Here is a 25,958-nt window from a genome sequence, read left to right as displayed (position 1 = left end):
CAGAAACGCGCGACCCCGGGCAGTCAGACTACCCGGGGCCACGGACGCTTGCCAGCGAAGGATTTACTGCAGGCGCCAGGCGCTGAGGCCGCCCGCGGTGTTCTGCACGACGAGGATGCCGTCGACCACGACCGGCGCGGCGCGCACCGGGTCGCGACCGGTACGGACGCGGGCACCGAAGTCGCCGTTGTCCAGGCGCAGCCAATGCAGATAGCCGTCGTAATCGCCGACGACCGCGAACTCGCCCTGCACCGCCGCGCCCGAGAGATTGCGACGGGACAGACCGGCCTGCTGCCAAAGCGCGGAGCCGCCGCTCTTGTCGAGCGCCCAGACCACGCCGGCCGGATCGGCGACGATCACGCGATCGGCGGCGACGCCGACGCGACCCGCACCACCGTGATCCTGCGACCACAACGGACGGCCGGTCGGCGCGTCGACCGCCAGGGTCTGCTTCTTGTAACTGGTCGCGTACAGCGTGGCGCCGTCGAGCGCCGGGGCGCCGTCGACATCGGCCATGCGGTCGAGCTCGGTGCGGCCGTCGGGCTGGCCCACCGGCTGGTCCCACAGCGGACGGCCGTCGACCAGCGACAGCGCCACCAGCGTGCCGTCGTCGTTGCCGACGAACACGAAGCCGGGGCCGAAAACGGGCGAGTCGTTGCCGCGGATGGTGAGCGACGGCAGATCGTGATTCCAGAACCAGCGGCGCTGGCCGCTGGCGATGTCGAACGCGGTCACGCGACCGTCATTGGAGCGCACCAGCACGGTGCCCTGCCCGATGGCGGGCGCGGCGATCACTTCGTTCGGCACCTTCGCGGTCCACTTCTCGGCACCGGTCGCGGCATCGAGCGCGATCACGTCGCCATCGAGCGTACCGATCACGACCAGACCGTCGCCGGCACCGGGACCACCGGTCAACGCGCGCTTGCTTTCGTATTTCCAGACCTGCGCGCCGCTCTGCAGATCGAACGCGCGCACGCCGCCTTCGACCGCAGCGGCGTAGACGCGACCATCGGCTACCGCCGGCGATTGGGTCAGGCCGAGGCGGGATTCGCCATCGCCCGCGTCCGCCGTCCACAGCCGCGAGACGGTGGTGGAGGGAACGAATTCGGTCAGCTCGACCGGTTTGCGCGCGGCCTTGGCGTCCTTGTCGCCGATCTCGAACCAGCCCTTGACGGTGGTGCAGCCGGACAGGGCGACCGCTGCGGACAGCAGGGCGACCTTCAGCAGTGCGTTGCGCCGCAGGGACGGGACTTTCGGAAACCGCGTTTGGGGAAACCGGGTCGGATTCATCGTGTTGGAGGTGCTCAAGAGGCGGATTCGGGTTTCGGCGGCGTGCCGCCGGCCTGCGACAGTTTCAGTTCGAGCAGACGGCGCTGCGGCGCGGCCACGTCGAGCAGGCCGAGGGCCTTGTTGTAGGCGTCGCGGGCCTGTTCCTTGCGACCCAGCGCGAACAGCGCGTCGCCGCGGACTTCATGCGAAGCGGCATCGTCGCCGCCGTTCAACAGGGTCAGGGCTTCTTCGCCCTTGCCGGCATCGATCAGCAGCCGCGCGAGGCGCTGCGACACGATGGCGGAGACGACGCTGTCGTCGGTCTTCGCGGCGCGCAGCGTGGCGATCGCATCGTCGCGCTTGCCGCTGTCGACCTGGGCCTTGGCCAGATCCAGCGCGGCGAGGGCCGCGAACGAGGTGTCCTTCAGACCGGCGGCCTTGACCTGCGCGTCCTTGATCTTGCCGGCCTGGATCTGGTCCAGCACGGCCTGGTATTCGTCGCTGGCCTTCATCTGTTTCGCGGTGCTCTGGTCTTTCCACCAGAACCAGCCATAGATGGCCGCGAGGCCGAGCGCGACGCCGCCGATGAGACCGGCCGCATTGTTGCGCAGCCAGGTGCGGACGCGTTCGCTTTGTTCGTGTTCGTCGAGGAGATCGTCGATCGCCATGGGTCGGATAGGTCTCGGATTGTGCTGCTGTCGGTGGGAGGCGTGCCGGGGCGTTCCGCGAGTGCCCGGCGTCGACGATCGCGCCGCACCGCCGTGCACTTGTACCAAGCGGCGCCTGAATCATGGCCGTCGCGCGGGGCGTCTGCAGCGGACCGCGGCAACGCCGACAAATCGTCTGCATCGCAGCGGATGGCGGGCGGGCGCACGTCGCCGTGAACGCGCCGGAATCTCGCCCCGGCGCGGTGGGCCGTGCGTTGGATTCCGGGCGGAACATCGATGCGGTGCGCGAAGCACCGTGCGACGGCCTGTCGGGACCCCTCAGCGGTCGACCGGCTGGAGAGAACCGTCAGAGGATACCGTAAAGCGCACCACATTCGCGCGGATGAAGGGCGTGAGGTCCATGGTCTGGCCGCGATGACGCACGGACACGGCCTGTGCGTTGCCGAGCACGGCCTTGCCGATCTGGCCGGGCTGGAACACGCGCTGCTGGCCGGGCTGGACCAGCGCCTGTTCGATGACGCTGCCGTCGGGCGCGGTGAGCCGCACCCAGCTTTCGCCGCTGAAACTGACGGTCAGATCGGATGCGGGCGCAGTGCGCGGAGGCATCGGCGTGATCGAAGCGACCAGCGGTGCCTGCGACTGCGCCGCCGGCGCCGAAGCCGGACCGGAGACCCGGGACGTCGCGGCGTCCTGCGCCGGCGGCAGATTGAGATCGGCGTTGCTGTCGAGCGAGACCGCATCGACCCGGGTGTCGAGATGTGACCGCGTGGCCAGCCACACCGGTACCGCGATCGTCGCGGTGATCACGACATAGACCAGTCGGCGGGCGGTCTGTTCGGCCAGGCGCTGCACGCGCGGCGTGTAGGTGCGCGGCACGAGTTCGGTCGCCCTGGCGGCGGGCACCGCGACGCTCTCCGCGACCGCGTCGACAGGGACGCCAAGCAGCTTCGCGTAGCTGCGCAGTTGGCCGCGGATGAAGACCGGAGCACCGATCTTCGCCCAGTCTTCGCGCTCGAGCGCTTCGATGACGTGGGTGGGCATCTTCAGCCGGGTACCGACCTCGGAAGTACTCAACCCGGCACGGATGCGGGCCTGACGCAGACGTTCGCCGATGCCGCGAGCGCTCTCGGGCATACCGGTCTCGGAAGATGTCATCGCGAATCGCTCCCCAAAGCAGATCTGTCCCGCACTGTGCAGGCGACGCTCGCCGGAGCGCCGCATCCGATGGTCATGGAGGGCAGCGCATCACGCCGCATGTGCCGCCCCGGGTTCGTTGCCGCCCGCCTCGCGCTCCCCGCGCGCGTCGAGCGTCTTGCGGAATTCGGCCTGTCGCCGTGTGCGGTCGGCCACTTGGCCCTTGAGCTGGCCGCAGGCCGCGTCGATGTCGTCGCCGCGGGTGCGGCGGACCGGCGCGATCATGCCAGCATCGTTGAGCAGTTTCTGGAAGGCGCGGATCGCGGTTTCGTCCGGACGCTGGTAGCGCGTGCCGGGGAACGGATTGAACGGGATCAGATTGACCTTCGCCGCGTCCTTCATCTGCACCGCGTTGTCGAACGCGCGCAGCAGGCGGACCAGTTCGCGCGCCTGCTGCGGCTGGTCGTTCACGTCCTTCATCAACGTGTATTCGAAGGTGACGGACTCGCCCTTCTTGCGCTTCGCATAGCGGACGCAGGCGGCCATCAGTTCTTCGATCGGATATTTTTTGTTGAGCGGCACCAGCTGATCGCGCAGTTCGTCGTTCGGCGCATGCAGCGACACCGCGAGCGACACGTCGCTCTCCTGCGCCAGCCGATCGATCATCGGCACCATGCCGGCGGTCGACAGGGTGACGCGCTTGTTGGCCAGACCATATCCGAGGTCGTCGCGCATGACGCTCATCGCGCGCACGACGTTGTCGAAATTCGCCAGCGGCTCGCCCATGCCCATCATCACCACGTTGGTGAGCCTGCGCTGCTTGTGCGGCACGTTGCCGAGATGGCGGGCCGCGGTCCACACCTGGCCGACGATCTCGGCGGTGGACAGATTGCGGTTGAAGCCCTGGGTCGCGGTCGAGCAGAACGTGCAGTTCAACGCGCAACCGACCTGCGAGGACACGCACAGCGTGCCGCGTCCCTTGTCGGGGATGTAGACGGTTTCGATGGCGTTCCTGCCGTCCATGCCCAGCAACCATTTGTGGGTGCCGTCTTCGGACGGTTTGTCGAACTGGACCTGCGGCACGCGGACTTCCGCGTGCGTTTCGAGCTTGGCCCGCAGCGCCTTGCCCAGGTCGGTCATGTCTTCGAATTGGGTGACATGGCGGTGATGGATCCACTTCATCACCTGATGGGCGCGGTAGCGCTTCTCGCCAAGGGTATCGGCGAAGAAGCACTCCAGCCCCTCGCGATCGAGGTCGAGCAGATTCTGCTTGATCGGATTGTTCTGCACGACCTCGTTCACGTCATCGTCACCGCGGGCACAGCTCGGTGGCGCTGAAGAAGTACGCGGTTTCGATCGCGGCGTTCTCCAGCGAATCGGAACCATGCACGGCGTTGGCGTCGATCGAGGACGCGAAGTCGGCGCGGATCGTGCCCGGCGCGGCTTCCTTCGGATTGGTGGCGCCCATCAGCTCGCGATTCTTCAGCACGGCGTTCTCGCCTTCGAGCACCTGGATCATCACCGGACCCGAGATCATGAATTCGACCAGCGCGTTGAAGAAGGGGCGTTCGCGGTGCACGGCGTAGAAGCCTTCGGCTTCCTTGCGCGAGAGATGCTTCATCTTCGCGGCGACGACGGTGAGGCCCGCCTTTTCGAAACGCGAATAGATTTCGCCGATGACGTTCTTGGCGACGGCATCGGGCTTGATGATCGAGATAGTGCGCTCCAGCGCCATGACGGGTGGTCTCCGGGGGTAGACGGCCGCGATCGAAGCGACCGGAAGATAACATGAATGGGAAGGAAAAACCCGCGTGGGGACGCGGGTTTAGCCGATTGGGCTGCAGAGGATTCTAACCCGGCGCACGGTCTCCTTGCACCTTTGTCGTCGATCACGTTTTGCAGCCGGACGCGGAACGGCGTATGCTCAAACAAGCGTTTGATTCATCCGGCCGCGCGGAACGACTCCGCCGAACCGGCCACCTTCCTCGGAACCCGGAGCCTCGAATGAGCAAAGCCCAGTTCTCGACCAAGGAAAGGATTCTCGATGCCGCGGAGACGCTGTTCGCCCAGTACGGCTTCGGCGGCACCTCCCTGCGACAGGTCACCAGTCAGGCCGACGTCAACATCGCAGCGGTCAATTATCACTTCGGCAGCAAGGAAAACCTCGTCAACGAGGTGTTCCGCCGCCGCATGGACGAAATGAGCGCCCAGCGTCTGTCCCGTCTGCAGGCCGCGGTGAAGACCGATCCCGCCGATCTCAAGGGCATCCTCGCGGCTTTCGTCGAACCGCCGCTCGCGATGGCCCAGGACCGGCATGGCGGCGGCGCCTTCATCCGCGTGATCGCTCGCGCCTACGCGGAGAAGAACGACAGCCTGCGCCGCTTCCTTTCGGAGCAGTACGGCCACGTGCTGCGCGAGTTCGGCAAGGCGATCTCGGCCTGCATGCCCGGGCTGAGCAAGGAAGAGCTGTACTGGCGCCTCGACTTCCTCGCAGGCGCCCTGACCTACGCCATGGCCGATTTCGGGATGATCAAGCGCCCGGCCGGGGTGTCGGAGCTCGAACACCGCGAGCGCGCCGCGAAGGAATTGATCCGTTTCGCGGCGGCCGGATTCAAGGCCGGCAAGATCAATTGACGGGCGCAACGCCCCGACCCTGAAAACAGAAATATTCCACGCAATCAACAGGATGCAGAACATGTCTCAGAAACCGCTCGTACGGCGAGCCGCGGTTCTCGGCGCCGGCGTGATGGGTGCGCAGATCGCGGCCCATCTGACCAATGCCGGCGTCGACACCGTGTTGTTCGATCTGGCCGCGAAAGAAGGCGACCCCAACGGCGTCGTGCTCAAGGCGCTCGCCAACCTCGGCAAGCTCTCGCCCGCCCCGCTCGCCAGCAAATCGCTGGGTGAAGCGATCACCCCGGCGAACTACGACAGCGGTCTGGAGCACCTGCGCGGCTGCGACCTGATCATCGAAGCCATCGCCGAACGGATGGACTTGAAGCAGGACCTCTACAAGAAGATCGCCCCGTTCGTCGCCCCCGACGCGATCCTCGCCAGCAACACGTCAGGCTTGGGAATCAACAAGTTGTCGGAAGTACTTCCGGAAGAACTTCGCCATCGTTTCTGCGGCGTGCACTTCTTCAACCCGCCGCGCTACATGCATCTGGCCGAGCTGATTCCGGCCAACACCACCGACCCGGCGGTTCTCGAGGGCCTGGAAACCTTCCTCGTGACCACCCTGGGCAAGGGCGTGGTCTACGCCAAGGACACGCCGAACTTCATCGGCAACCGCATCGGCGTGTTCTCGATCCTGGCGACGATCCACCACACCGCTGCGTTCAAGCTGGGCTTCGACGAAGTCGACGGCCTGACCGGCCCGCTGCTCGGCCGGCCGAAATCGGCGACGTACCGCACGTCCGACGTGGTCGGTCTGGACACCATGGCCCACGTCATCAAGACGATGGCCGACACCCTGCCCGGCGACCCGTGGCACCCGTACTTCAACGCCCCGGCCTGGCTGGGCGCGCTGATCGCGAAGGGCGCGCTGGGCCAGAAGGCCGGCGCCGGCATCTTCCGCAAGGTCGGCAAGGACATCGTCGTCCTCGATCTCGAAAAGCAGGACTACCGCGCCTCCGATCGCGGCGCCGCGCCTGAAGTGGTCGAGATCCTGAAGACGAAGAATCCGGCCGAGAAATTCGCCAAGCTGCGCGCCAGCGAACACCCGCAGGCGCAGTTCCTGTGGGCCCTGTTCCGCGATCTGTTCCATTACAGCGCCTACCATCTGGCCGACATCGCCGACACGGCGCGCGACGTGGATCTGGCCATCCGCTGGGGCTACGGCTGGTCGCTCGGCCCGTTCGAAACCTGGCAGGCCGCGGGTTGGAAGCAGGTGGCGCAGTGGATCGCCGACGACATCGCCGCCGGCAAGGCCATGAGCGATGCGCCGCTGCCGGCCTGGGTGCTGGACGGCCGCGATGGCGTGCACGGTGCGACCGGCAGCTTCAGCCCGGCGAAGGGCGCCGAACTGCCCCGCTCCGCCCTGCCCGTCTATCGGCGCCAGCGTTTTCCCGATCCGCTGCTGGGCGAGCGCTTCGCCCCGGGCGAGACGATGTACGAGAACGATGGCGTGCGCCTCTGGCACGACGGCGACGGCATCGCTGTGGCGTCGTTCAAGACCAAGATGCACACAGTCAACGACCACGTGCTCAACGGCCTACAGGAAGCGATCGGCATCGCCGAGCGCGACTTCCGGGGCATGGTGATCTGGCAGCCGAAGGAACCCTTCTCGGCCGGCGCCGACCTCGCCGGCGCGCTGGGCCTGCTGGCCGCGGGCGACGTGAAGGGCTTCGAGGCGATGGTCGCGAACTTCCAGGCCACCAGCCAGCGCATCAAGTATTCGCTGGTGCCCGTGGTCGCCGCGGTGCGCGGACTCGCGCTGGGCGGCGGCTGCGAATTCCAGATGCATACCGCACGCACCGTGGCCCATCTCGAAAGCTACATCGGCCTGGTCGAAGCCGGCGTCGGCCTGTTGCCGGCCGGCGGCGGCCTGAAGGAATTCGCGGTGCGCGCCTCGCAGGCGGCGGGCCCGGGCGGCGACGTGTTCGCCCAGCTCAAGCCGCTGTTCGAGAACGTCGCGATGGCCAAGGTCTCCGCATCGGGGGTCGAGGCGAAGGACATGGGTTTGCTGCGCAAGGACGACATCGTCGCCTTCAACGCCTACGAACTGCTGCACATCGCGAAGCAGCAGGCGCTGGCGCTGGCCGAGACCGGCTACCGTCCGCCGATGCCCGCGCGCCGCATCCAGGTCGCCGGCGATGTCGGCATCGCCACCTTCAAGATGATGCTGGTGAACATGCTGGAAGGCCGCTTCATCTCCGAGCACGACTACGAAATCGCCTCGCGGATCGCGACCGTCCTGTGCGGCGGCGAAGTCGACCGCGGCGCGATCGTCGACGAGGAATGGCTGATCCGTCTGGAACGCGAGCATTTCGTCGCGCTGGCGCAGATGCCGAAGACCCAGGCGCGCATCAAGCACATGCTCGAGACCGGCAAGCCCCTCCGCAACTGACGACCCCATCCTCCTCCCCGTCCGCGGGGAGGATCAAGGCGGGGGCGATGCGAAAGCGGGCCCCTTCCCGGCCTTCCCCCGCATGCGGAGGAAGGAGACCAACGAGGACAAGACACCATGAGCAAAATGATCCAGGACGCCTACATCGTCGCCGCCACCCGCACCCCGGTGGGCAAGGCCCCGAAGGGCGCATTCCGCAACACCCGCCCCGACGAACTGCTCGCGCACGCGTTGCGCAGCGTCGTCGCGCAGGCGCCCGGCATCGACGTCAATCGCATCGACGACGCCATCATCGGCTGCGCGATGCCCGAGGGCGAGCAGGGCATGAACGTGGCGCGCATCGGCGCGCTGCTCGCCGGGCTGCCGAACACCGTCGCCGCGCAGACCATCAATCGCTTCTGTTCGTCCGGTCTGCAGGCCGTGGCCATGGCCGCCGACCAGATCCGCCTCGGCAACGCCGATCTGATGCTGGCCGGCGGCACCGAGTCGATGTCGATGGTGCCGATGATGGGCAACAAGGTGGCGCTGTCGCCGCAGGTGTTCGCGAAGGACGAGAACGTCGCCATCGCCTACGGCATGGGCATCACCGCCGAGAAGGTCGCCGAGGAGTGGAAGATCTCGCGCGAGGACCAGGACGCCTTCGCCCTCGATTCCCACCGCAAGGCGGTCGCGGCGATCCAGGCCGGCGAATTCAGGGCCGAGATTTCGCCGTACGAAGTGATCTCGCGCATCCCCGATCTGGCCGGCAACACCGTACGCGTGAAGAAGAGCCTGATCGAACTCGACGAAGGCCCGCGCCCGGACAGCTCGGCCGAAGGTCTGGCCAAGCTCAAGCCGGTGTTCCGCAACGGCATGTTCGGCGGCACCGTCACCGCCGGCAACGCATCGCAGATGAGCGATGGTGCCGCCGCGGTCCTGCTGGCTTCGGAGCAGGCGATCAAGGACTACGGCCTGACCCCGCTGGCCCGTTTCGTCAGCTTCTCGGTCGCCGGCGTGCGCCCGGAAGTGATGGGCATCGGGCCGATCGCGGCGATCCCGAAGGCGCTGAAGCAGGCCGGCCTCACCCGGGATCAGCTCGACTGGATCGAACTCAACGAAGCCTTCGCCGCGCAGGCGCTGGCGGTGATCCGCGATCTGGGACTCGATCCGTCGAAGGTGAATCCGCTGGGCGGCGCGATCGCGCTGGGTCACCCGCTGGGCGCCACCGGTGCGATCCGCACCGCCACGATCGTGCACGGTCTGCGCCGTCGCCAACAGAAGTACGGCATGGTCACGATGTGCATCGGCACCGGCATGGGTGCCGCCGGCATTTTCGAAGCGCTTTGATCGCGGCCTTGCCGGCCTGCGGCACGGCATCCGGGCGTGGACGCGTCCGGATGCCGCGGTTGCGGCGGCATCGCATCGATTCAATCGACTCGGACGATCTCCGCGACCTCTTCCTGCGCGATCCGATTGCGCCCGCTGCGTTTGGCGACGTACAGCGCGGTATCGGCGCGCAGCCACAGGCTCTCGTAATCGTCGTCGCCCTTGGCGGTGGCCACGCCGATGCTCAGGCTCGGCTTGATCTCGCCGGGAAACGCCTTCGCCGCTGCACGCACGGCATCCACCATCTTCTGCGCGGTCGCGGCCGCCTGCGCGGGATCGCAATCCGGCAACATCGCGCAGAATTCGTCGCCGCCGAGACGGCCGAGCAGGTCGTTGTCGCCCAGCACCTTGCGGCAGATCCGCACCATCAGCGTCAGCGCGTAGTCGCCGGCGGCATGGCCGTCGCGATCGTTGATCCGCTTCAGGTTGTCCAGATCGATCATCAGCATCGAAGCCGGGCGTCCGTGCCCGCGGCTCTGTCGCAGTGTGCGTTCGGCCATTTCCACGAAGAAATGCCGGGTGTGGGCGCCGGTCAGGGTGTCATGGGTCAACAGTTTCAGCAGTTCCTCGCTGCGCGCATACAGCATGGGCAGCACCATGCTGAAATAACTGCCTGCCGCGAGGGTGATCATGGCGCACTGCAGGGTCGATGCCATTTCGCCAAGGCCGAACGCCCGCGTCAGCACCACGAAGGTGGTATCGAACAGCGCGATGGAAACGAGCGACTGCAACACGGTCTGGGTATGCACCAGCCAGAACTGCAGGACGATGGTGACGAACACCAGCAGGATCAGCGGACCGTAATCCGGGTCCGAAGCGATCGCCCACAGCGCGGCGCTGGCGGCCAGCAGGATGGCCGGCAGCTTCAGCGCGAACCATCGGCTGCCGGTCTGCAGCCGCGGCAGGTCGTCGAGCGCGAACAGTTCGTCCCGCATCGGCACCCGCATGCGCTGCGCGAGCGCGCGGAAACCCAGCAGACACAGCGGGCCCAGCGCGACGATCGCGGTGTAGTCGCCGATCATCCACGGAAGAATGGCCCGTTCCGCGGCATCGGCGGAGAGATCGCCCATCGCGTAATAGCTGCCGACGCCGCCGCAGGCGGCGAAGACCGCCGCGACCAGACCGTAGACCAGGAACAGGGTGATCGATGCCGGCAACGATGACCGGCCATCGGACGAGAGCGAACGCATGACCGCCCTGGCGAGCGCGTAATAAGCGAGGCAATGGAATATCGCGTACAGCAGGCCGCCGTAGATGATCTCGATCATCGATGCGGACGATGCATTGCGTTCTGCGGCCGCCAGACTCCCCAGCAGGCTGGCTGCGGCCAAGGGGAACAAGGCGCGCCAGCCGAACACGGCGCAGGCGGCGAAGCTGATCGCCGCCGCAGGAAACCACAGGCTGGCGTAAGGGCCGTATTCGAGCAGCCATGACGCGTAATACGCCACGCATCGCAGGATCAGCACGGCCGTCAGGCAGACCGCCCAGCCGCGCCAGTGCGTGCGCATTGCGGGAAGCGCACGGCTTTCGGCAGGGATCACCGACATGGCCACGCTCCCTTGCATGGACGGAGCTTTGCAGCGATGGCTGGCAAGCGCGGCGGCGCGTCAGGTCCAGTCAGGGTCATGCGCAGCGGCACGTGGACGAATGAAGGCGTTCGCCGCGATCGGGCGCCGGGATTCCATTTCGCATCCGATGCGGTTTCAACGGGCCGGAAGCGGACCCGCAGCCACGCATCGAACCGGACCTCCCGGCATTGCAGATCGATTCCCAAACGCTTCGTTTCTCCATCAGCCAGCCCCCCCCCAAGGCTTCCTCATGGTCGAACAAGGCATCCCGGCCCCAAAGTCCTGTCGACCCGCCGTGCGTGGTCGACTTTGCAGTGCAGCATACTCCAGACATACCGACAAAGAACGCCGAACTGAGACGGATGTCAAGTTCGCGTCAAAGCGGCACTGCAGGAGGCCGGGTGTTCATCGGAAAACGCGCTCACCCGCATCCTGCAGGGCATCGCGCGTCTGCAGCCACCAGTAGCTCAACTGCGCGCCGAGAAATCCGGCAGGCTTCAGCGCCGACACCAGCCCGTAGGCCTGGAACGAACGCCAGCGGTCGTCGTCGTCCGCGATGGCCGCGGCCAGAATCTCGCCGGCGAAGGTCGTCGGCGCCACCCCGTGCCCGCCGAAGGCCTGGGCGAGCCAGAGCCCGGCGTCGATCCGACCGATCTGCGGCATTTCGTGTCGGGCGTAGCTCATCAGGCCCGACCAGGCGCTGTCGATACGTACCCCTTCGAGCTGCGGATAGACCTTCAGCATGTCGCGGTACAACAGGCGCTGCACCGACGCCGGCGAACGATCGCGCACCGAGATGCGTCCGCCCCAGAGCAGCCGGGTATCCGCCAGCGGCCGGTAGTAATCGAAGGCGAACCGGGTGTCGTAGACCGCTGCGCGCGTGGTCATCGCCTCGCCGAGCCGCGCACCGAGCGGTTCGGTGGCCATCACGTAGGTCGCGATCGGCAACACACCCGCATCCACGTCGCGGCGCAGGCCGGCGAGATAACCGCCGCAGGCCAGCACCACCTGTTCGGCGCGCACATCGCCCTGCGGCGTCCGCACCCGCCAGCCGGCACCATCGCGGTCGAGCGCGAAGGCCGGCGTTCGTTCGAACAGCCGCGCGCCCTGCCCTTCGACGACTCGGGCCAGACCTTGCGCATATTTCAGCGGATGGAAATGCAATGCGTTCGGTTCGAACAGCGCATCGTGATAGCGCGCACTGCGCAGACGTTCGCGCACATCGTCGCGATCAACCCAACGCCATTCCACGCCGAACGATTCGGCGAGCAGTCGCTGGCGGGCGCGCAGCGGAGCGGGATCGCGGAACCAGTTCGCCCAAAGCACGCCTTCGTCGACGAGGTCGCAATCGATGCCGTAGCGATGCGCGCGTTCGCGGATCAGGTTCACCGCCGTCACCGTGCCGCCATGCAGTGACCGCGCCCGCTCGGGACCGAGATCGCGCAGCAGCGAAGCTTCACCGCGCGAAAACCCGGAAAACACGAAACCGCCATTGCGGCCCGAAGCGCCATGACCGAGGGTCTGCGCTTCCAGCAGAACCACATCGCGCAGCCCGCGTTCGCACAGGCCGAGCGCGGTGTTCAAGCCTGCGAAACCGCCGCCGATGATGCACACGCGGGCTTCGGTACGCCCGTCCAGCGCAGGAAAGGCGCGCGCGGCGCCGAGCGTCGACAGGTAATAGGTCACGTCGAACGGAGCGCTGGCAGGAATATCGTCAGTCGAGGTCGACCACGCCCAGCTCGCTGAGGGCGTTCTGCATCATGCCGCGCGCCGCATCGCTGAGCGACTCGTGGTCGAGCGCGTAACGGATCGTCGCTTCGATCAGGCCGAGATGGGTACCGCAGTCGAAACGCGTCCCCTGGAAACGATAGGCCTGTACCGGGCTGTGCATGAGCAGGGTCGCGATGGCGTCTGTCAACTGAATCTCGCCACCGGCGCCGGGCGTGGTGGTTTCCAGCAGGCCGAAAATGCTGCCGTCGAGAACGTAGCGGCCGACGACCGCCAGGTTGCTCGGCGCATCGGCCGGCTTCGGCTTCTCGACGATCCGGGTAATCCGGCCGCTGCGGCCGCTGAAGTCCTCGGTCGCGACGATGCCGTAGCTGCCGGTCTGTTCGCGCGGAACGTCCTGCACGGCGATGATGCTGGCGCCGCTGGCTTCGGCTTCGTCGGCCATCTGCTTCAGCGCGCCAGGGCCGCCGGAGCCCTGGCGACCGTTCCAGATCAGATCGTCCGGCAGCAACACCGCGAAGGGTTCGTCGCCGACGATCGGCTTCGCGCACAGCACCGCATGGCCCAGGCCCAGGGCTTCGGCCTGGGTCACGAACACGGCGCGAACGTGCGGTGGCAGCACGTTGCGGACCAGCTCGAGCTGCTCGAATTTTCCGGATTTCTCCAGCTTCTGTTCGAGCTCGTAGGCCTTGTCGAAATAATCCGCGACCGAGTGTTTGTAGCGGTTGGTGACGAAGATCAGGGTGTCGCAACCGGCCTCGATGGCCTCATCCACGGCGTACTGGATCAGCGGCCGGTCGACGATCGGCAGCATCTCCTTCGGGACGGTCTTGGTGGCGGGGAGAAAACGGGTGCCGAGACCGGCCACCGGGAAAACGGCTTTGCGGATACGGGCCATCGGGTCCTGCGGAATGGGTCTGCGATCGACGGGCGATCAGGTTCTGCGCGCGACGCGCGCCGGGAAAGCGACCACCGTCGCCGCGTGCGGAGACTCGGCATCGTGGGTCTGCATGGGAGCGAACTCGGGCACCGCTTCGCGCAGCATCGCCGCAAGCGCATCGAGCTCGTATCGCGCGCTCGCTTCGCGCATGCGCTGCAGGGCGATGGCGATCGTGTCGGCATGCACCTGACGCGGCGCCGCCTGCAGGATCTTGGGATGCGAGGTCGGACGATAGCGTTCGTCCGCATGGAACAGGGTTTCGTGCAGTTTCTCGCCGGGACGCAGCCCGGTGTAGACGATGGCGACATCGCGGCCCGGCTGTTTGCCCGCGAGCCGGATCATCTGCTCGGCGAGCACGCGGATCGACACCGGCTCGCCCATGTCGAGCGTGTAGATGGCCTGCTGCGAACCGATCGCCGACGCCTGCAGGATCAACTGGCAGGCCTCCGGGATGGTCATGAAGAAACGCGTGACTTCCGGATCGGTCACCGTCACCGGGCCGCCGCTGCGGATCTGTTCGCGGAACAGCGGCACCACGCTGCCGGCGGAATCCAGCACGTTGCCGAAACGCACGGTCACGAAGCGCGTGGAGCGCGGCACGACCAACGACTGGCACAGCATCTCGGCGAGTCGCTTGGTCGCGCCGAGCACGTTCACGGGGTCGACCGCCTTGTCGGTGGAGATCAACACGAACGTGCCGACGTCGGCGGCGGCGCTCTCGCGGGCCACGGTCTCGGTCGCGAGTACGTTGTTGCGGACCGCTTCGCGCAACTGCGCTTCCAGCAACGGCACCTGCTTGTAGGCCGCGGCATGGAAGACCGCGTCGGGCTTCACCAGTTCCAGCGCGTAGCGGATCACCGCCGGGTCGCCGCAGTCGCCGAGCACCGGCGCGAGTTCGATCTGCGGAAAATCCCGGCGCAGACGCATCTGCGTGGTGACCAGCGAGAGTTCGTCGATCTCGACCAGCGCGATCCTGCTGGCGCCATGACGCGCGCACTGGCGGCACAGTTCGGAACCGATCGAGCCGCCGGCGCCGGTGACCAGCACCGTGCGGCCGCCGAGCCAATCGCGCATGGCCTTCCAGTCCGGCACCACCGGGGCGCGACCGAGCAGATCCTCGATCGCCACTTCCTTCAGTTCGCCGGGCAACGATCGGCCTTCGAGAATGTCGTTGAGGCGCGGCACCATCCGGAACGGCAGGCCGGTGCGCTCGCAGGCCTCGATCACCCGACGCATGCGTTGGGCATCCAGCGACGGCATCGCGATCACCAGCAGCTTGGCCGCGGTCTCGGGCGCGATCCGGGCGACTTCCTCGATCTTGCCCAACACCGGCACGCCATGCAGGTGGCTGCCGCGCAGCTTTACCGCATCGTCGAGGAAACCGACGGGCTGGTAGGCGCCCGTACGACGAAGGTCGCGGACCAGCGCTTCACCGGCCTGGCCCGCGCCGAGGATCAGCACGCGCACCGCGGATTTGTCGCTGTTGATGCGGCCATGGTCCTTCCACGACCGGTACAGCAGTCGAGGCGCACCCAGCATCACGGTCATCACGAAGGGATACATGACCAGCACCGAGCGCGGTGTCTGCCCCAGGCGGTTGTAGATGAAGAGGACCAGCAGAACGGCGAGCAGACCGAACATGCTTGCCTTGAGAATATTGAGAAGATCCGGGACGCTCGCGAAGCGCCAAACGCCGCGATACAGACCCACCTGCCAGAACACCAGCCCCTGGGCGATCAGCACCAGCAGGGCTTCGGTCGTCCACAGCGAAGGACGGGCCGCGGCGTCGATCATGGCGTAGCGGAACTGCACGAGTGCGGTCCAGCACAGCCAGACCATGCACAGGTCATGGAGCACGATGGCTGTCCTGGGCCAGGCACCGGCGAGACGTTCTTTCAATCCACTCATGCGCCCACTCCGAGGTTCTCCATGCGGTCGTAGCGGCCGCGCAACCAGCGCCAGAGCCCGCATCCGAATACCACCCACAGCGCCGCCAACATGGCGATTCCGCGTCCATCCCCCCCCGAGAGCCACACCATGGCTGCACAACCCAACGCCGTCCAGACCGCATATCCCACCGTGACCCGCACATGCCCGCCACCGTGCCGCGCCCATCGTTGATAGGCGTGCTCGACGTGCGGGGTCCACCATCGGTCGCCGCGCAACATCCGCGACGCCAGCGTCAGACCCGCGTCGAGCAGGAACGCTCCGAACGGCAGCAGCAACAGCGGCCATGCCGCAGGTCGCAGCCCGTCGAGCACCCACCCGGCCAACAGCGCCAGCATGAAGCCCAGCGCCCCGCTGCCCACGTCCCCCAGGAAAATCCGCGCCTTGGGGAAGTTGAACGGCAGGAAGCCAAAGACTGCCGCGATGAACGCCAACCCCAGATGAACCGCGGCCATCGCCCCCACCAACCAGGACAACCACGACAGCGCCGAAGCCACGAGGATCGCCTGGGTCGACGCCAGACCATCGATGCCGTCCATGAAGTTCCAGATATTGACCAGGACCAGCGACAGCATGAAGACAAGCAGCGACACTTCGGCGCTGCTGCCGGACAGGTAGAACCCCGCCATCAGCCAACCCGAGGCGACGATGTGCACCGCCAACCGCGACCATGGCGACAGCGGGCGGTGATCGTCGATCCAGCCGATCCCCGCCACCAGCAGCAATCCGAAACCCGCGCAGACCAGGAGCACGATCTCGCGCGGCTGGCGCAGGGCCACGGCGATGATCGCCACCAGCATCGCGATCACGATCGCGATGCCGCCGCCGCGCGGTGTCGCCACGGTGTGGCTGCGACGCTCACCCGGCTCGTCGAGCATCCGTCGGCGCAGCGCATAGACCCGCGCCGCCCACGTGGCCGCCGCGGCGATGGCCGCGAACAGGGCACACCACAACAGGGTTCCGACCGGCAGGGTCATCAGACCACGGCGTAGTTCAGCAGCGGCTTCACGCTTCCCCACTCCTTGCAGCTGGGGCACTGCCAGTGATGACTGCGTGCGCCGAACCCGCAACGGTTGCAGCGATAGCTCGGATTGCGGACGAGCAGTTGTTCGGTGACGTGCTTGAGATCGTGCAGGGTCGCGGTCGGATCGGTGTGGTCGGCGAGACTCAGATCGATCAGCGCCGCCTCGCCGCGCACCGAAGGCCGCTCCTTGAGCTGCCGGGCGAGATAATCGCGCGCGGCATGCACGCCCTCGCCCGCCTCGACCAGCTTCGTCAGCGCCAGCACCGGCGCGATGCCGCGATAGTGCTCGCACATCTCCGTCAGGAAGGTGCGCGCGCCGCTGGGATCGCCGACCTGCTCGTAGCAGACCAGCAGCGCCGGCAGGATGTCGGGGAGGTAATCCGGATCGTGGCGCGCGGCGCGCTCGTAGGCGCGAATGGCGACGGGATGGCGGCCGGCGTCGGATTCGATCCGGCCTTCCAGCATGCCCGCGCGTACCGTGGTCGAATCGGCCGCATAGGCGCGCGCGATCGCGGCCCGCGCCTGATCGATCTCGCCGGCGGCGCGATGACGCTCGGCCAGTTCGCATTCGAACTGCGCGATCAGCTTGCCCATCGGCTCGCCGGTCACGGCTTCGTAGCGGGACGCCTTGTCGATCGCCTTCTGCCAATCGCGCTCCGCCTGATAGATGCCGATCAGGTGGCGCAGCGCCTGCGGCGCGCGGTCGTCGAGTTTGGCCAGATCGGTGAACACGGTTTCCGCGCGGTCGAGCAGACCGGAACGCATGTAATCCTCGCCCAGCGCGAGCAGCGCCTGCACCCGCTGCGTGTCGCTCAGATCGGAGCGCTGCACGAGGCCCTGATGCAGACGGATCGCACGATCGACCTCACCGCGGCGGCGGAACAAATGACCGAGCGCGACCTGGGTCTCGAAGGTGTCCTTGTCGAGCTCGGCCACGTGCAGGAACAGTTCGATGGCCTTGTCCGGCTGCTCGTTGAGCAGATAGTTGAGGCCGCGGAAATACGTCGTGGAGAGCCGGCTGACCTGATGGTCGCTGTGGCGCTCGCCACCGCGACGGCCGACCACCCAACCGATCAGGGCGGCCAGCGGAATCAGCAGGAAATACCAGAACCACTCGGAGATGAAGGCCATCTCAAGGCTCCGAAGAGGCGGGAATGGGGGTGGGAAGCGCAGCGGTCGCGGTGGTTGCTTCCGTCGGCGGCGCCGGCATGCGCCCGCGACGGACTTCGCGGCGCAGCGGCAACACCACCGAAGCGACGATGGCCAGACCGCCGAGCAATACGCCGGCCAGCAGCGTGCAGAGCAGAATCACGCCGAGCCCCGCGCGGATTTCGAAGACCCCCAGATCGACGCTGGCCGGTTCGGCGTTCAGCACGCCGAGCACCAGCCCCAGGGCCAGAAAAACGATGGCGATGAGCGCGCGCAGTCGACGCATGGGGACGGTCGTGTCTCGAAGGGGCCGGAACAGCCGGTTCGGGCCTCAGTGTATGCCGGTCGCTGGCCGATGACGATGGCCCATGCGGGACGGCGTCCGGCAGGTTCGCGGCAGAAGTTCGATGCGGTCGCGCGCGGCAATACGCAACGCGATCGGAGAAGACGGTGCCTGCGGGGCACTCAGTCTTCGGGCGGAAGCGGGACGACGTCGCTGACGCGGTCGCGCAGTTCCTTGCCGGGCTTGAAGTGCGGAACGTGCTTGCCTGGCAGCGCGACGGCATCGCCGGTCTTCGGATTGCGGCCGGTGCGCGGCGGACGGTAATGCAGGGAGAAACTGCCGAAGCCGCGAATCTCGATCCGCTCGCCCTGGGACAACGAGCCGCCCATCATTTCCAGCAGCGACTTCACCGCCAGATCGACGTCATCGGCCTTCAGGTGGCTCTGACGCTGGGACAGGATCTCGATCAGTTCGGATTTGGTCATGGGCGTTCGCAATCCTTCAAACGGGCCGCAGCCGGCCGGCGTCGCGGCGATCCGGGAACACCTGATCGCCGCGGGCCGTGACGCGGATTACACGGAACGTATCACTCGGAGCGGTTTTCCAGCTGTTCGCGCAGCAGCGCGCCCAGCTTGGTGGTGCCGCTGGCGGCGTCGGCGGAGGCCTTGTTGTACTCGGCCAGCGCTTCCTGCGTTTCGGCTTCGTCCTTCGCCTTGATCGACAGCTGCAGGGTACGGCCCTTGCGGTCCATGCCGATGAGCTTGGCTTCGATCTTGTCGCCGACCTTCAGGTGCTGGCTGGCGTCGTCGACGCGGTCGTAGCTGATGTCGCGGGCCGAGACGTAGCCCTCGATGCCGTCGCCCAGGTCGATGCCCGCACCCTTCGCGTCCACTTCCTTGACCGTGCCGGTGACCTTCGAACCCTTCGGGAACGAGGCCATGAACTGGCCGAACGGATCCTGCTCCAGTTGCTTCACGCCGAGGCTGATGCGCTCGCGTTCCGGATCGACGGCGAGCACGACGGCTTCCAGGGTGTCGCCCTTCTTGAAGTTGCGCACGACGTCTTCGCCGGTGGTGTTCCAGCTCAGGTCCGACAGATGGATCAGGCCGTCGATGCCGCCGTCCAGACCGATGAAGATGCCGAAATCGGTGATCGACTTGATCTGGCCGGACACCTTGTCGTTCTTCTTGTGGGTCGCAGCGAAGACTTCCCACGGATTCTGCGAGCACTGCTTCATGCCCAGCGAGATGCGGCGACGCTCTTCATCCACGTCGAGGATCATGACTTCGACTTCATCGCCGACCTGCACGACCTTGGACGGGTTGACGTTCTTGTTGGTCCAGTCCATTTCGGACACGTGGACCAGGCCCTCGACGCCCGGCTCGATTTCGACGAACGCGCCGTAATCGGTGACGTTGGAGACCTTGCCGAACATGCGCATGTTCGACGGATAACGGCGGGCGATGTTGTCCCACGGATCCTCGCCCAGCTGCTTCAGACCGAGGCTGACGCGGTTGCGCTCGCGGTCGTACTTGAGCACGCGGACTTCGAGTTCCTGGCCGACTTCGACCACTTCGGACGGATGGCGCACGCGCTTCCACGCCATGTCGGTGATGTGCAGCAGGCCATCGATGCCGCCGAGGTCGACGAACGCGCCGTAATCGGTGAGGTTCTTGACCACGCCCTTGAGCTTGGCGCCTTCGACCAGCTTCTCGAGCAGCTGCTCGCGCTCTTCCGAGTGCTCGCTCTCGACGACGGCGCGACGCGACACGACCACATTGTTGCGCTTGCGGTCGAGCTTGATGAGCTTGAACTCGAGTTCCTTGCCTTCCAGGTACACCGGATCGCGGACCGGGCGCACATCGACCAGCGAACCCGGCAGGAACGCGCGGACGTCCTTGATGTCGACGGTGAAACCGCCCTTGACCTTGCCGCTGATGCGGCCGGTGATGGTTTCGTTCTTTTCCAGCGCTTCTTCCAGCTCGTCCCACACCATCGCGCGCTTGGCCTTGTCGCGCGAGAGGACGGTTTCGCCGAAGCCGTTTTCGAGAGAGTCCAGCGCCACCTTCACGGTGTCGCCGACAGCGACGTCGATCTCGCCGGCGTCGTTACGGAACTGTTCGATCGGGACGATGCCCTCGGACTTCAGGCCGGCGTTGATGACGACGACGTCGGTGCGCACGTCGACGACGACGCCACTGACGATCGAACCGGGCTTGAGCTTCGCCAAATTGGCGGCTGCGCTCTGTTCGAACAGTTCTGCGAATGATTCGGTCATGGGTTGATGATCTCGGTTGATGACACAGATCGGCGCCGTGCCTGCGGGGCGTGCAGCGCGCGATCCACCCGTTGCGGGCCTGGGCGGGATTGCCTGTGGCCGTCAGTGAGTGATGAATGGAAAAACCGCCGCGCGGCGCTCGCGTGCCGTTGCGTCGGACCTCCTGCCGCGGGAAAAACGCGCGTGCGACGAACCAACGATGGCGGGCGTCAGGAACGCGGCGCGGGCACGAGGGCCAGAACGCGTTCGACGACCGCGTCGATGCCGAGGCCGGTGGTGTCGATGCAGACGGCGTCGTCGGCCGGTCGCAAGGGCGCCACCGCGCGATTGGCATCGCGGGCGTCGCGGGCGAGAATTTCTCGCAGCAGGTCGTCCAAGATAACGGAAACCCCCTTGTCTTTCAACTGCTTATACCGCCTCTCGGCCCGTTCCTCGGGGCTGGCGGTCAAAAACACCTTGTAGCGGGCATCCGGGAAGATCACCGTCCCCATGTCCCGGCCATCCGCGACCAGCCCCGGCGGACGCCGGAACGCCCGCTGGCGATCCTTCAGGGCCGACCTGACCTCGGGCACCGCGGCGATGGCGGACGCCGCGGCACCGGCGGTTTCGGTCCGCAGTTCGTCGGTCGCATCCAGGCCGTTCACGATCACCCGCAACTCGCCGTCGGCGCGATCCTCGAAGCCGATCCGGGTATCGAAGGCGCAACGAACCAGGGCCGCAGGGTCCGCGAGGTCGAGGTCCGCCCAGCTCGCGGCGACCCCGACCCCGCGATACAGAGCACCGGAATCGAGGTAATGCCAGCCCAGCCGAGCCGCGACCCGCCGGCTGATGGTGCCCTTGCCGGAGCCCGAGGGGCCGTCGATGGTCAGAACATCCACGGAGGGGACCGGCGCAGCGGGTTCAGACATGGTGGACTCGGGTTCGACGGCGGGGCCTTCATTGTAGCCACGCACCCCGATCGACCGGCGGAATGCCGACCTCGACCACGCGGCACGCAACCACTTGAATGCGCAAAGAAATGACGGCAGAATAGCCGGCTGTTTTATCCCAAGCGTCATTCCCATCCACTCAACCGCGTTATCGCCGAGGTTTCCCATGAAGGTCTTGTCCTCCCTGAAGTCGGCGAAGGCCCGTCACCGCGACTGCAAGGTCGTCCGCCGCCGTGGCAAGGTCTTCGTGATCTGCAAGTCGAATCCGCGTTTCAAGGCGCGCCAGCGCTGAAACAGGCGACACGCCGGGCGTTCGATCTCGAAGCCCGCATGCAGACACCCGCAAAAGCCGCCTCGCGCGGCTTTTGTCTTTTCCGGCATCCGATGCGTCGCCGGACGCGCATGGCCATCATGCGTGTGCAGCGCGATGTGCTTACAATCGGACGCCGCTCCCGGATCGCCGGGCGCGTCCCCGCATCAGTCTGAGGAGGTTCCCCCGTGCGCCATCTCCCCGCAGCCCTCATCGCCGCCGCGCTGCTCGCGGCCGCACCGCTGGCTTTCGCAGAAACGCTCCTGATCGAGCGCGTGGGTCAGGAGGCCGGCATGGCGCTTCCCGCGCGCGGCATGCGCATGGCCGATGTCGAACGCAAGTTCGGCGCGCCGGCGCAGCGTCTCGACCCCCGCGGCGGCCAGAGCCGCAAGTGGCCGACGATCAACCGTTGGACCTATCCGAACTTCGTCGTCTATTTCGAGAAGGATCGCGTGATCGATGCCGTCGCCATCCGTGCCGGCAGCAACGAAGTCGGCCCCAAGCCTCCGATCAAGTAATCCGGCCTACCGCATCCGATGTCCGACAAGTTCCGTTTTCCGGCGGAGTGGGAACCCCAGTCCGCCGTCCTGATCGCGTGGCCGCATCCCGAGACCGACTGGGGCCCGCGCCTCGTCGATGTCGAGGAAACCTACATCGCGCTGGTCGCGGCGATCACTTCGTTCGAGGACGCGGTGATCTGCATCGCCGACGACGACCTGCAGACCTACGCCGAAGCCCGCCTGCGTTCCGCGCGCGTGGACATGAGCCGCGTGCGCTTCGTGACCGTCGAGTATGACGACACCTGGCTGCGCGACAGCGGACCGATCACGTTGCGTTCGAACGACGGCAGCGGCTTCCGTCAGCTCGATTTCCGCTTCACCGGCTGGGGCGGAAAATTCGAGGCCAGCCGCGACGACCGTCTGGTCGAAGCGCTGACCGCGGAAGGCCTCTTCCCGAACGGCGAGCGTCACGAGATCGATTTCGCGCTCGAAGGCGGCGCCATCGAGACCGACGGTGCCGGTACCCTGCTCACGACCTGGCGCTGTCTGCACGAGCGCCATCCGCAGGCGACCCGCGAACAGCTCGGCGCGAAACTCGCGGGCTGGCTGGCGCAGGACCGTGTGCTGTGGCTGGAACGCGGGTATCTGGAAGGCGACGACACCGACGCGCACATCGATACCCTCGCGCGTTTCGCCGCGCCGGACGCGATCGTCTATCAGGCCTGCGACGACATCGCAGACACCCACTACGACGAACTGCAGGCGATGGCCGCGGAGTTGTCGCAGTTGCGCACTCGCGAAGGCAAGCCCTACCGGCTGTTCGCATTGCCGTGGTCCAGACCCATCTTCGACGACGGCCGGCGGCTCGCCGCGAGCTACGCCAATTTCCTGATCGTCAACGGTGCGGTGTTGATGCCGTCCTACGGCGATGTGGCCGACGCGCGCGCGCAGGAGGTGATGGCCGAAGCGTTCCCCGGACGCGCGATCGTGCCGGTCCCCTGTCGGCCGCTGATCTGGCAGAACGGCAGCCTGCACTGCATCACGATGCAGGTGCCCGCAGGCGCCCTCGGCTGATGCGTCATCGCCCGCGATGATCGGCGTGCATCCCGGCGCGCATCGTCATCGGGCACCTCGCAACGGTGGGCAAGGGCCCGCCCTACAATGACCGAACGGTCACAGGTCGTGCTCCCGCCATGAACAAGAAAACGCTCCCCGTCGCTTTGATCCAGGAAAGCAACCGAGGCTCGGCCGAGGCGAATCTGGCGCTGATCGAAGACCGCGTCGGCGAAGCCGCGAAGCGCGGAGCGAAACTGGTGCTGCTGCAGGAACTCCACAACGGCGCGTATTTCTGCCAGCACGAATCGGTGGACGAGTTCGATCTCGCCGAACCGATCCCCGGCCCGAGCACGGAGCGGCTGTCGTCGCTCGCGAAACGACACGGCGTGGTCCTGGTCAGTTCGCTGTTCGAACGCCGCGCGGCGGGGCTGTACCACAATACCGCAGTGGTATTCGACGCCGACGGCAGCACCGCCGGCAAGTACCGCAAGATGCACATCCCGGACGATCCTGGGTTCTACGAGAAGTTCTATTTCACGCCGGGCGACCTCGGCTTCACGCCGATCGATACATCGGTCGGCCGCCTCGGCGTGCTGGTGTGCTGGGACCAGTGGTATCCGGAAGCCGCGCGGCTGATGGCGCTGGCCGGCGCCGAACTGCTGCTCTACCCGACCGCCATCGGCTGGGACCCGACCGACGAACAGGCCGAGAAGGATCGCCAGCGCGGCGCGTGGATCCTCAGCCATCGCGGCCATGCGGTCGCCAACGGCGTGCCGGTGCTCAGTTGCAACCGGGTCGGGCATGAACCGTCGCCGCTGGGTGCGGCCGGCATCGATTTCTGGGGCAACAGCCATGTCCTCGGCCCGCAGGGCGAATTCCTGGCCGAGGCCGGCACCGAACCGACGATCCTGATGGCCGAGGTCGACATGGCGCGCAGCGAGCATGTCCGGCGGATCTGGCCGTTCCTGCGCGATCGCCGGATCGATGCCTACGGCGATCTGCTCAAGCGCTATCGCGACTGATCCGTTCCGGAATGGGGGCCGAGCCTCCGGCACTTGCATGGAAACGAACGGTCGTTCTATAAAGTGCGTATGAATCCCTCCAGTCCCTCCGGCAAAGGCGCCGCCACCCGCGACATGATCGTGGAACGCGCCTACATGATCGCTTCGTCGGCCGGTCTGGAAGGGTTGTCCATCGGGCCGTTGGCGGATGCCGTAGGCATGTCGAAGAGCGGCGTCTTCGCCCATTTCGGTTCGCGCGAGGATCTGCAGCTCGCGGTGCTGGATCTGGCCGCACAGCGGTTCGGCGAACACACCCTGCTCCCGGCGCTCAAGGCCGGGCGCGGCTTGCCCCGTCTGCGTGCGATCCTCACGCACTGGTTCGACTGGCTGGGGCAGGATCGCGGCGGCTGCCTGCTGCTGTCCGCGGTCAGCGAGTACGACGATCGCCCCGGGCCGCTGCGCGACCGCGTCCTCGCCCACCATCAGCGCTGGCGCGGCGAACTGGTCCGCGCCGTCGGCCTGGCCATCGCCTCCGGCGAATTGCGCAACGATACCGATGCCGCGCAGTTCGCCTTCGAGGTGAATGCGATCGCGCTGGCGGTGCAACACGACATGGCGATCGCCGGTTACGACGCCGCGGTCGCCCTCGGGCAGCGGATGTTCGAGCACCTGCTCCCGATCTATCTCTCCCCGCACGACTGATTCCGCCGATGGAGGTTTGTCATGGGTGTTTATTTCGCAAAAATTAGCACGATCGTTCGTAACATTGCGACGCTCTACATGGCGCGCCTGTTGTTCCTGATCGGCGCCCAAGTCTGGCCCGAGGCCACGCTGGCACGGGCCGCCAGACTGTTCTGCACTCCGTTCCGCAGCAGCCGCCAGCGCGCCGCCGCCGCACCGACCGCCGATGCGCGCGAGGAAAGGATCGAAGTCGACGGACTCGGCATCGCCACCTACGTCTGGGGCGATCCGTCGCGTCAGCCCTACGTGCTCTTCGCGCACGGCTGGTCCAGCCACGGCACCCGCGCCGCGGCATGGGTGGAACCGCTGCGTGCCGCCGGCTATGCCCTCGTCGCCTTCGATCAGGCAGGCCACGGTCGGAGCGACGGAGATCGCACCACCCTGCCCGACTTCGCATGCCATCTGCTGGCGGTCGGGCGCCACTACGGCCCGGCCACCGCGGTGATCGGGCATTCGCTCGGCGGCGCCGCCACCGCGGTCGCACTGGCGCGCGGGCTGGCCGCGGAATCCGCGATCCTGATCGCACCTGCCGCCGACCCGTTGGCGGCGATGGAGCGCTTCAGCCGCTTCGTCTGGCTGGGCACGCACTGGGGCGCGCGGCTCGCCGCACTCTTCGAACGCCAGACCCGGGTGCCGATCGAAGACCTGCAGGCGCATCGCAACGCACCGATGATCGGCCGACCGGCGCTGATCGTGCACGATCTGGAAGACCGCGAGGTGCCCTGGTCCGAAGGCGAACGCTATGCCCGGCTGTGGCACGACGCACGGATGATCACCACCCGCGGTTTCGGCCACAACCGCATCGCCGACCACCCCGACGTGATCGCGAACGCGCTGCGCTTCCTGCGCCGCGAAACGGTGGGCGCGCGCATCGTCTCGTCGCCGAATCTGCCGTTCGGCGTGTGCTGAATCGTCGCGGCCCGGCCGGACGCGACAGCCTGCGCACGAGCGTCTATCCTCCACGTTCCGTCGCGTTCGCCCCCGAGGATCGGTGAGGCCG

24 protein-coding genes are annotated in these 25,958 nt (G+C 66.8%); 9 read left to right on the top strand and 15 right to left on the bottom strand.

Translation table 11 applies throughout. From position 1 onward, the window contains the following. Positions 1-63 precede the first annotated feature (63 nt). The 5 genes from bamB to ndk all read right to left on the bottom strand — a co-directional run bounded on the left by bamB (position 64) and on the right by ndk (position 4,806). Positions 64-1,290, bottom strand: coding sequence for an outer membrane protein assembly factor BamB (bamB, locus tag ABD974_RS14840; RefSeq protein ID WP_345304184.1), 1,227 nt, complete (start codon positions 1,288-1,290; stop codon positions 64-66). Between the two features lie 14 nt (positions 1,291-1,304). Beyond that, positions 1,305-1,937 carry a YfgM family protein gene (locus ABD974_RS14835; RefSeq protein ID WP_345304110.1) on the bottom strand — a complete coding sequence of 211 codons (633 nt, stop codon included), beginning with the start codon at positions 1,935-1,937 and terminating at the stop codon, positions 1,305-1,307. 318 nt (positions 1,938-2,255) lie between these two features. Next, entirely contained in the window at positions 2,256-3,071 is an 816-nt protein-coding gene (locus tag ABD974_RS14830) for a helix-turn-helix domain-containing protein (protein ID WP_345304109.1), read from the bottom strand. A gap of 111 nt (positions 3,072-3,182) precedes the next feature. Beyond that, positions 3,183-4,373, bottom strand: a complete 1,191-nt coding sequence (rlmN, locus tag ABD974_RS14825; RefSeq protein ID WP_345304108.1) for a dual-specificity RNA methyltransferase RlmN — start codon at positions 4,371-4,373, stop codon at positions 3,183-3,185. Between the two features lie 7 nt (positions 4,374-4,380). Next, positions 4,381-4,806, bottom strand: coding sequence for a nucleoside-diphosphate kinase (gene ndk, locus ABD974_RS14820; protein WP_345304107.1), 426 nt, complete (start codon positions 4,804-4,806; stop codon positions 4,381-4,383). A gap of 269 nt (positions 4,807-5,075) precedes the next feature. Here ndk and ABD974_RS14815 point away from each other — a divergent pair, with 269 nt between their 5' ends. From ABD974_RS14815 to ABD974_RS14805, 3 genes are all read left to right on the top strand, one after another. After that, positions 5,076-5,705 (top strand): TetR/AcrR family transcriptional regulator, encoded by a 630-nt coding sequence (locus tag ABD974_RS14815; protein ID WP_345304106.1) that lies wholly within the window; start codon positions 5,076-5,078, stop codon positions 5,703-5,705. 61 nt (positions 5,706-5,766) lie between these two features. Next, entirely contained in the window at positions 5,767-8,139 is a 2,373-nt protein-coding gene (locus tag ABD974_RS14810) for a 3-hydroxyacyl-CoA dehydrogenase/enoyl-CoA hydratase family protein (protein WP_345304105.1), read from the top strand. A gap of 117 nt (positions 8,140-8,256) precedes the next feature. Then, complete coding sequence (locus tag ABD974_RS14805; protein WP_345304104.1) at positions 8,257-9,465, top strand: acetyl-CoA C-acyltransferase; 1,209 nt, start codon at positions 8,257-8,259, stop codon at positions 9,463-9,465. 80 nt (positions 9,466-9,545) lie between these two features. Here the strand turns inward: ABD974_RS14805 and ABD974_RS14800 are convergent, their stop codons facing one another. From ABD974_RS14800 to cmk, 10 genes are all read right to left on the bottom strand, one after another. Then, entirely contained in the window at positions 9,546-11,051 is a 1,506-nt protein-coding gene (locus ABD974_RS14800) for a GGDEF domain-containing protein (RefSeq protein ID WP_345304103.1), read from the bottom strand. 426 nt (positions 11,052-11,477) lie between these two features. Next, the gene (locus tag ABD974_RS14795; RefSeq protein ID WP_345304102.1) at positions 11,478-12,758 is read right to left on the bottom strand and encodes an NAD(P)/FAD-dependent oxidoreductase; all 1,281 of its coding nucleotides are present in this window, start codon (positions 12,756-12,758) and stop codon (positions 11,478-11,480) included. Positions 12,759-12,786: 28 nt separating this feature from the next. Beyond that, positions 12,787-13,698: a UTP--glucose-1-phosphate uridylyltransferase GalU gene (gene galU / locus ABD974_RS14790; protein ID WP_345304101.1), complete on the bottom strand. Its 912-nt coding sequence runs from the start codon at positions 13,696-13,698 to the stop codon at positions 12,787-12,789. Between the two features lie 36 nt (positions 13,699-13,734). Next, entirely contained in the window at positions 13,735-15,648 is a 1,914-nt protein-coding gene (locus ABD974_RS14785) for a polysaccharide biosynthesis protein (protein WP_345304100.1), read from the bottom strand. Beyond that, positions 15,645-16,664 (bottom strand): MraY family glycosyltransferase, encoded by a 1,020-nt coding sequence (locus ABD974_RS14780; RefSeq protein WP_345304099.1) that lies wholly within the window; start codon positions 16,662-16,664, stop codon positions 15,645-15,647. Before ABD974_RS14780 ends, ABD974_RS14785 begins: the two co-directional genes overlap by 4 nt. Next, positions 16,664-17,842 carry a lipopolysaccharide assembly protein LapB gene (lapB, locus tag ABD974_RS14775; protein WP_345304098.1) on the bottom strand — a complete coding sequence of 393 codons (1,179 nt, stop codon included), beginning with the start codon at positions 17,840-17,842 and terminating at the stop codon, positions 16,664-16,666. The genes ABD974_RS14780 and lapB overlap by 1 nt, the downstream gene beginning before the upstream one ends. Position 17,843: 1 nt before the next feature. Then, positions 17,844-18,146 (bottom strand): lipopolysaccharide assembly protein LapA domain-containing protein, encoded by a 303-nt coding sequence (locus tag ABD974_RS14770; RefSeq protein WP_345304097.1) that lies wholly within the window; start codon positions 18,144-18,146, stop codon positions 17,844-17,846. Between the two features lie 179 nt (positions 18,147-18,325). Further along, complete coding sequence (locus tag ABD974_RS14765) at positions 18,326-18,628, bottom strand: integration host factor subunit beta (RefSeq protein ID WP_345304096.1); 303 nt, start codon at positions 18,626-18,628, stop codon at positions 18,326-18,328. A 101-nt stretch (positions 18,629-18,729) separates the two neighbouring features. Continuing rightward, positions 18,730-20,421 carry a 30S ribosomal protein S1 gene (gene rpsA, locus ABD974_RS14760; protein WP_345304095.1) on the bottom strand — a complete coding sequence of 564 codons (1,692 nt, stop codon included), beginning with the start codon at positions 20,419-20,421 and terminating at the stop codon, positions 18,730-18,732. 209 nt (positions 20,422-20,630) lie between these two features. Continuing rightward, the gene (cmk, locus tag ABD974_RS14755; protein WP_345304183.1) at positions 20,631-21,329 is read right to left on the bottom strand and encodes a (d)CMP kinase; all 699 of its coding nucleotides are present in this window, start codon (positions 21,327-21,329) and stop codon (positions 20,631-20,633) included. 187 nt (positions 21,330-21,516) lie between these two features. Here cmk and ykgO point away from each other — a divergent pair, with 187 nt between their 5' ends. From ykgO to ABD974_RS14725, 6 genes are all read left to right on the top strand, one after another. Then, the gene (gene ykgO / locus ABD974_RS14750; RefSeq protein ID WP_010342887.1) at positions 21,517-21,642 is read left to right on the top strand and encodes a type B 50S ribosomal protein L36; all 126 of its coding nucleotides are present in this window, start codon (positions 21,517-21,519) and stop codon (positions 21,640-21,642) included. Between the two features lie 206 nt (positions 21,643-21,848). Next, positions 21,849-22,178: a hypothetical protein gene (locus tag ABD974_RS14745; protein WP_345304094.1), complete on the top strand. Its 330-nt coding sequence runs from the start codon at positions 21,849-21,851 to the stop codon at positions 22,176-22,178. Between the two features lie 18 nt (positions 22,179-22,196). Beyond that, a complete protein-coding gene (locus tag ABD974_RS14740; protein ID WP_345304093.1) occupies positions 22,197-23,234 on the top strand; it encodes an agmatine deiminase family protein in 1,038 nt (345 codons plus the stop codon). A gap of 119 nt (positions 23,235-23,353) precedes the next feature. Further along, positions 23,354-24,238: a carbon-nitrogen hydrolase gene (locus ABD974_RS14735; RefSeq protein WP_345304092.1), complete on the top strand. Its 885-nt coding sequence runs from the start codon at positions 23,354-23,356 to the stop codon at positions 24,236-24,238. Positions 24,239-24,307: 69 nt separating this feature from the next. Continuing rightward, entirely contained in the window at positions 24,308-24,919 is a 612-nt protein-coding gene (locus tag ABD974_RS14730; protein ID WP_345304091.1) for a TetR/AcrR family transcriptional regulator, read from the top strand. 21 nt (positions 24,920-24,940) lie between these two features. Beyond that, positions 24,941-25,867, top strand: coding sequence for an alpha/beta fold hydrolase (locus tag ABD974_RS14725; RefSeq protein WP_345304090.1), 927 nt, complete (start codon positions 24,941-24,943; stop codon positions 25,865-25,867). The last annotated feature ends 91 nt before the right edge of the window (positions 25,868-25,958 follow it).

The organism is Lysobacter hankyongensis (assembly GCF_039543145.1).
Classification (GTDB): domain Bacteria; phylum Pseudomonadota; class Gammaproteobacteria; order Xanthomonadales; family Xanthomonadaceae; genus Lysobacter_I; species Lysobacter_I hankyongensis.
The sequence above is the reverse complement of the archived record's forward strand: the minus strand, read 5'-3'. Positions and strand labels throughout refer to the sequence as shown.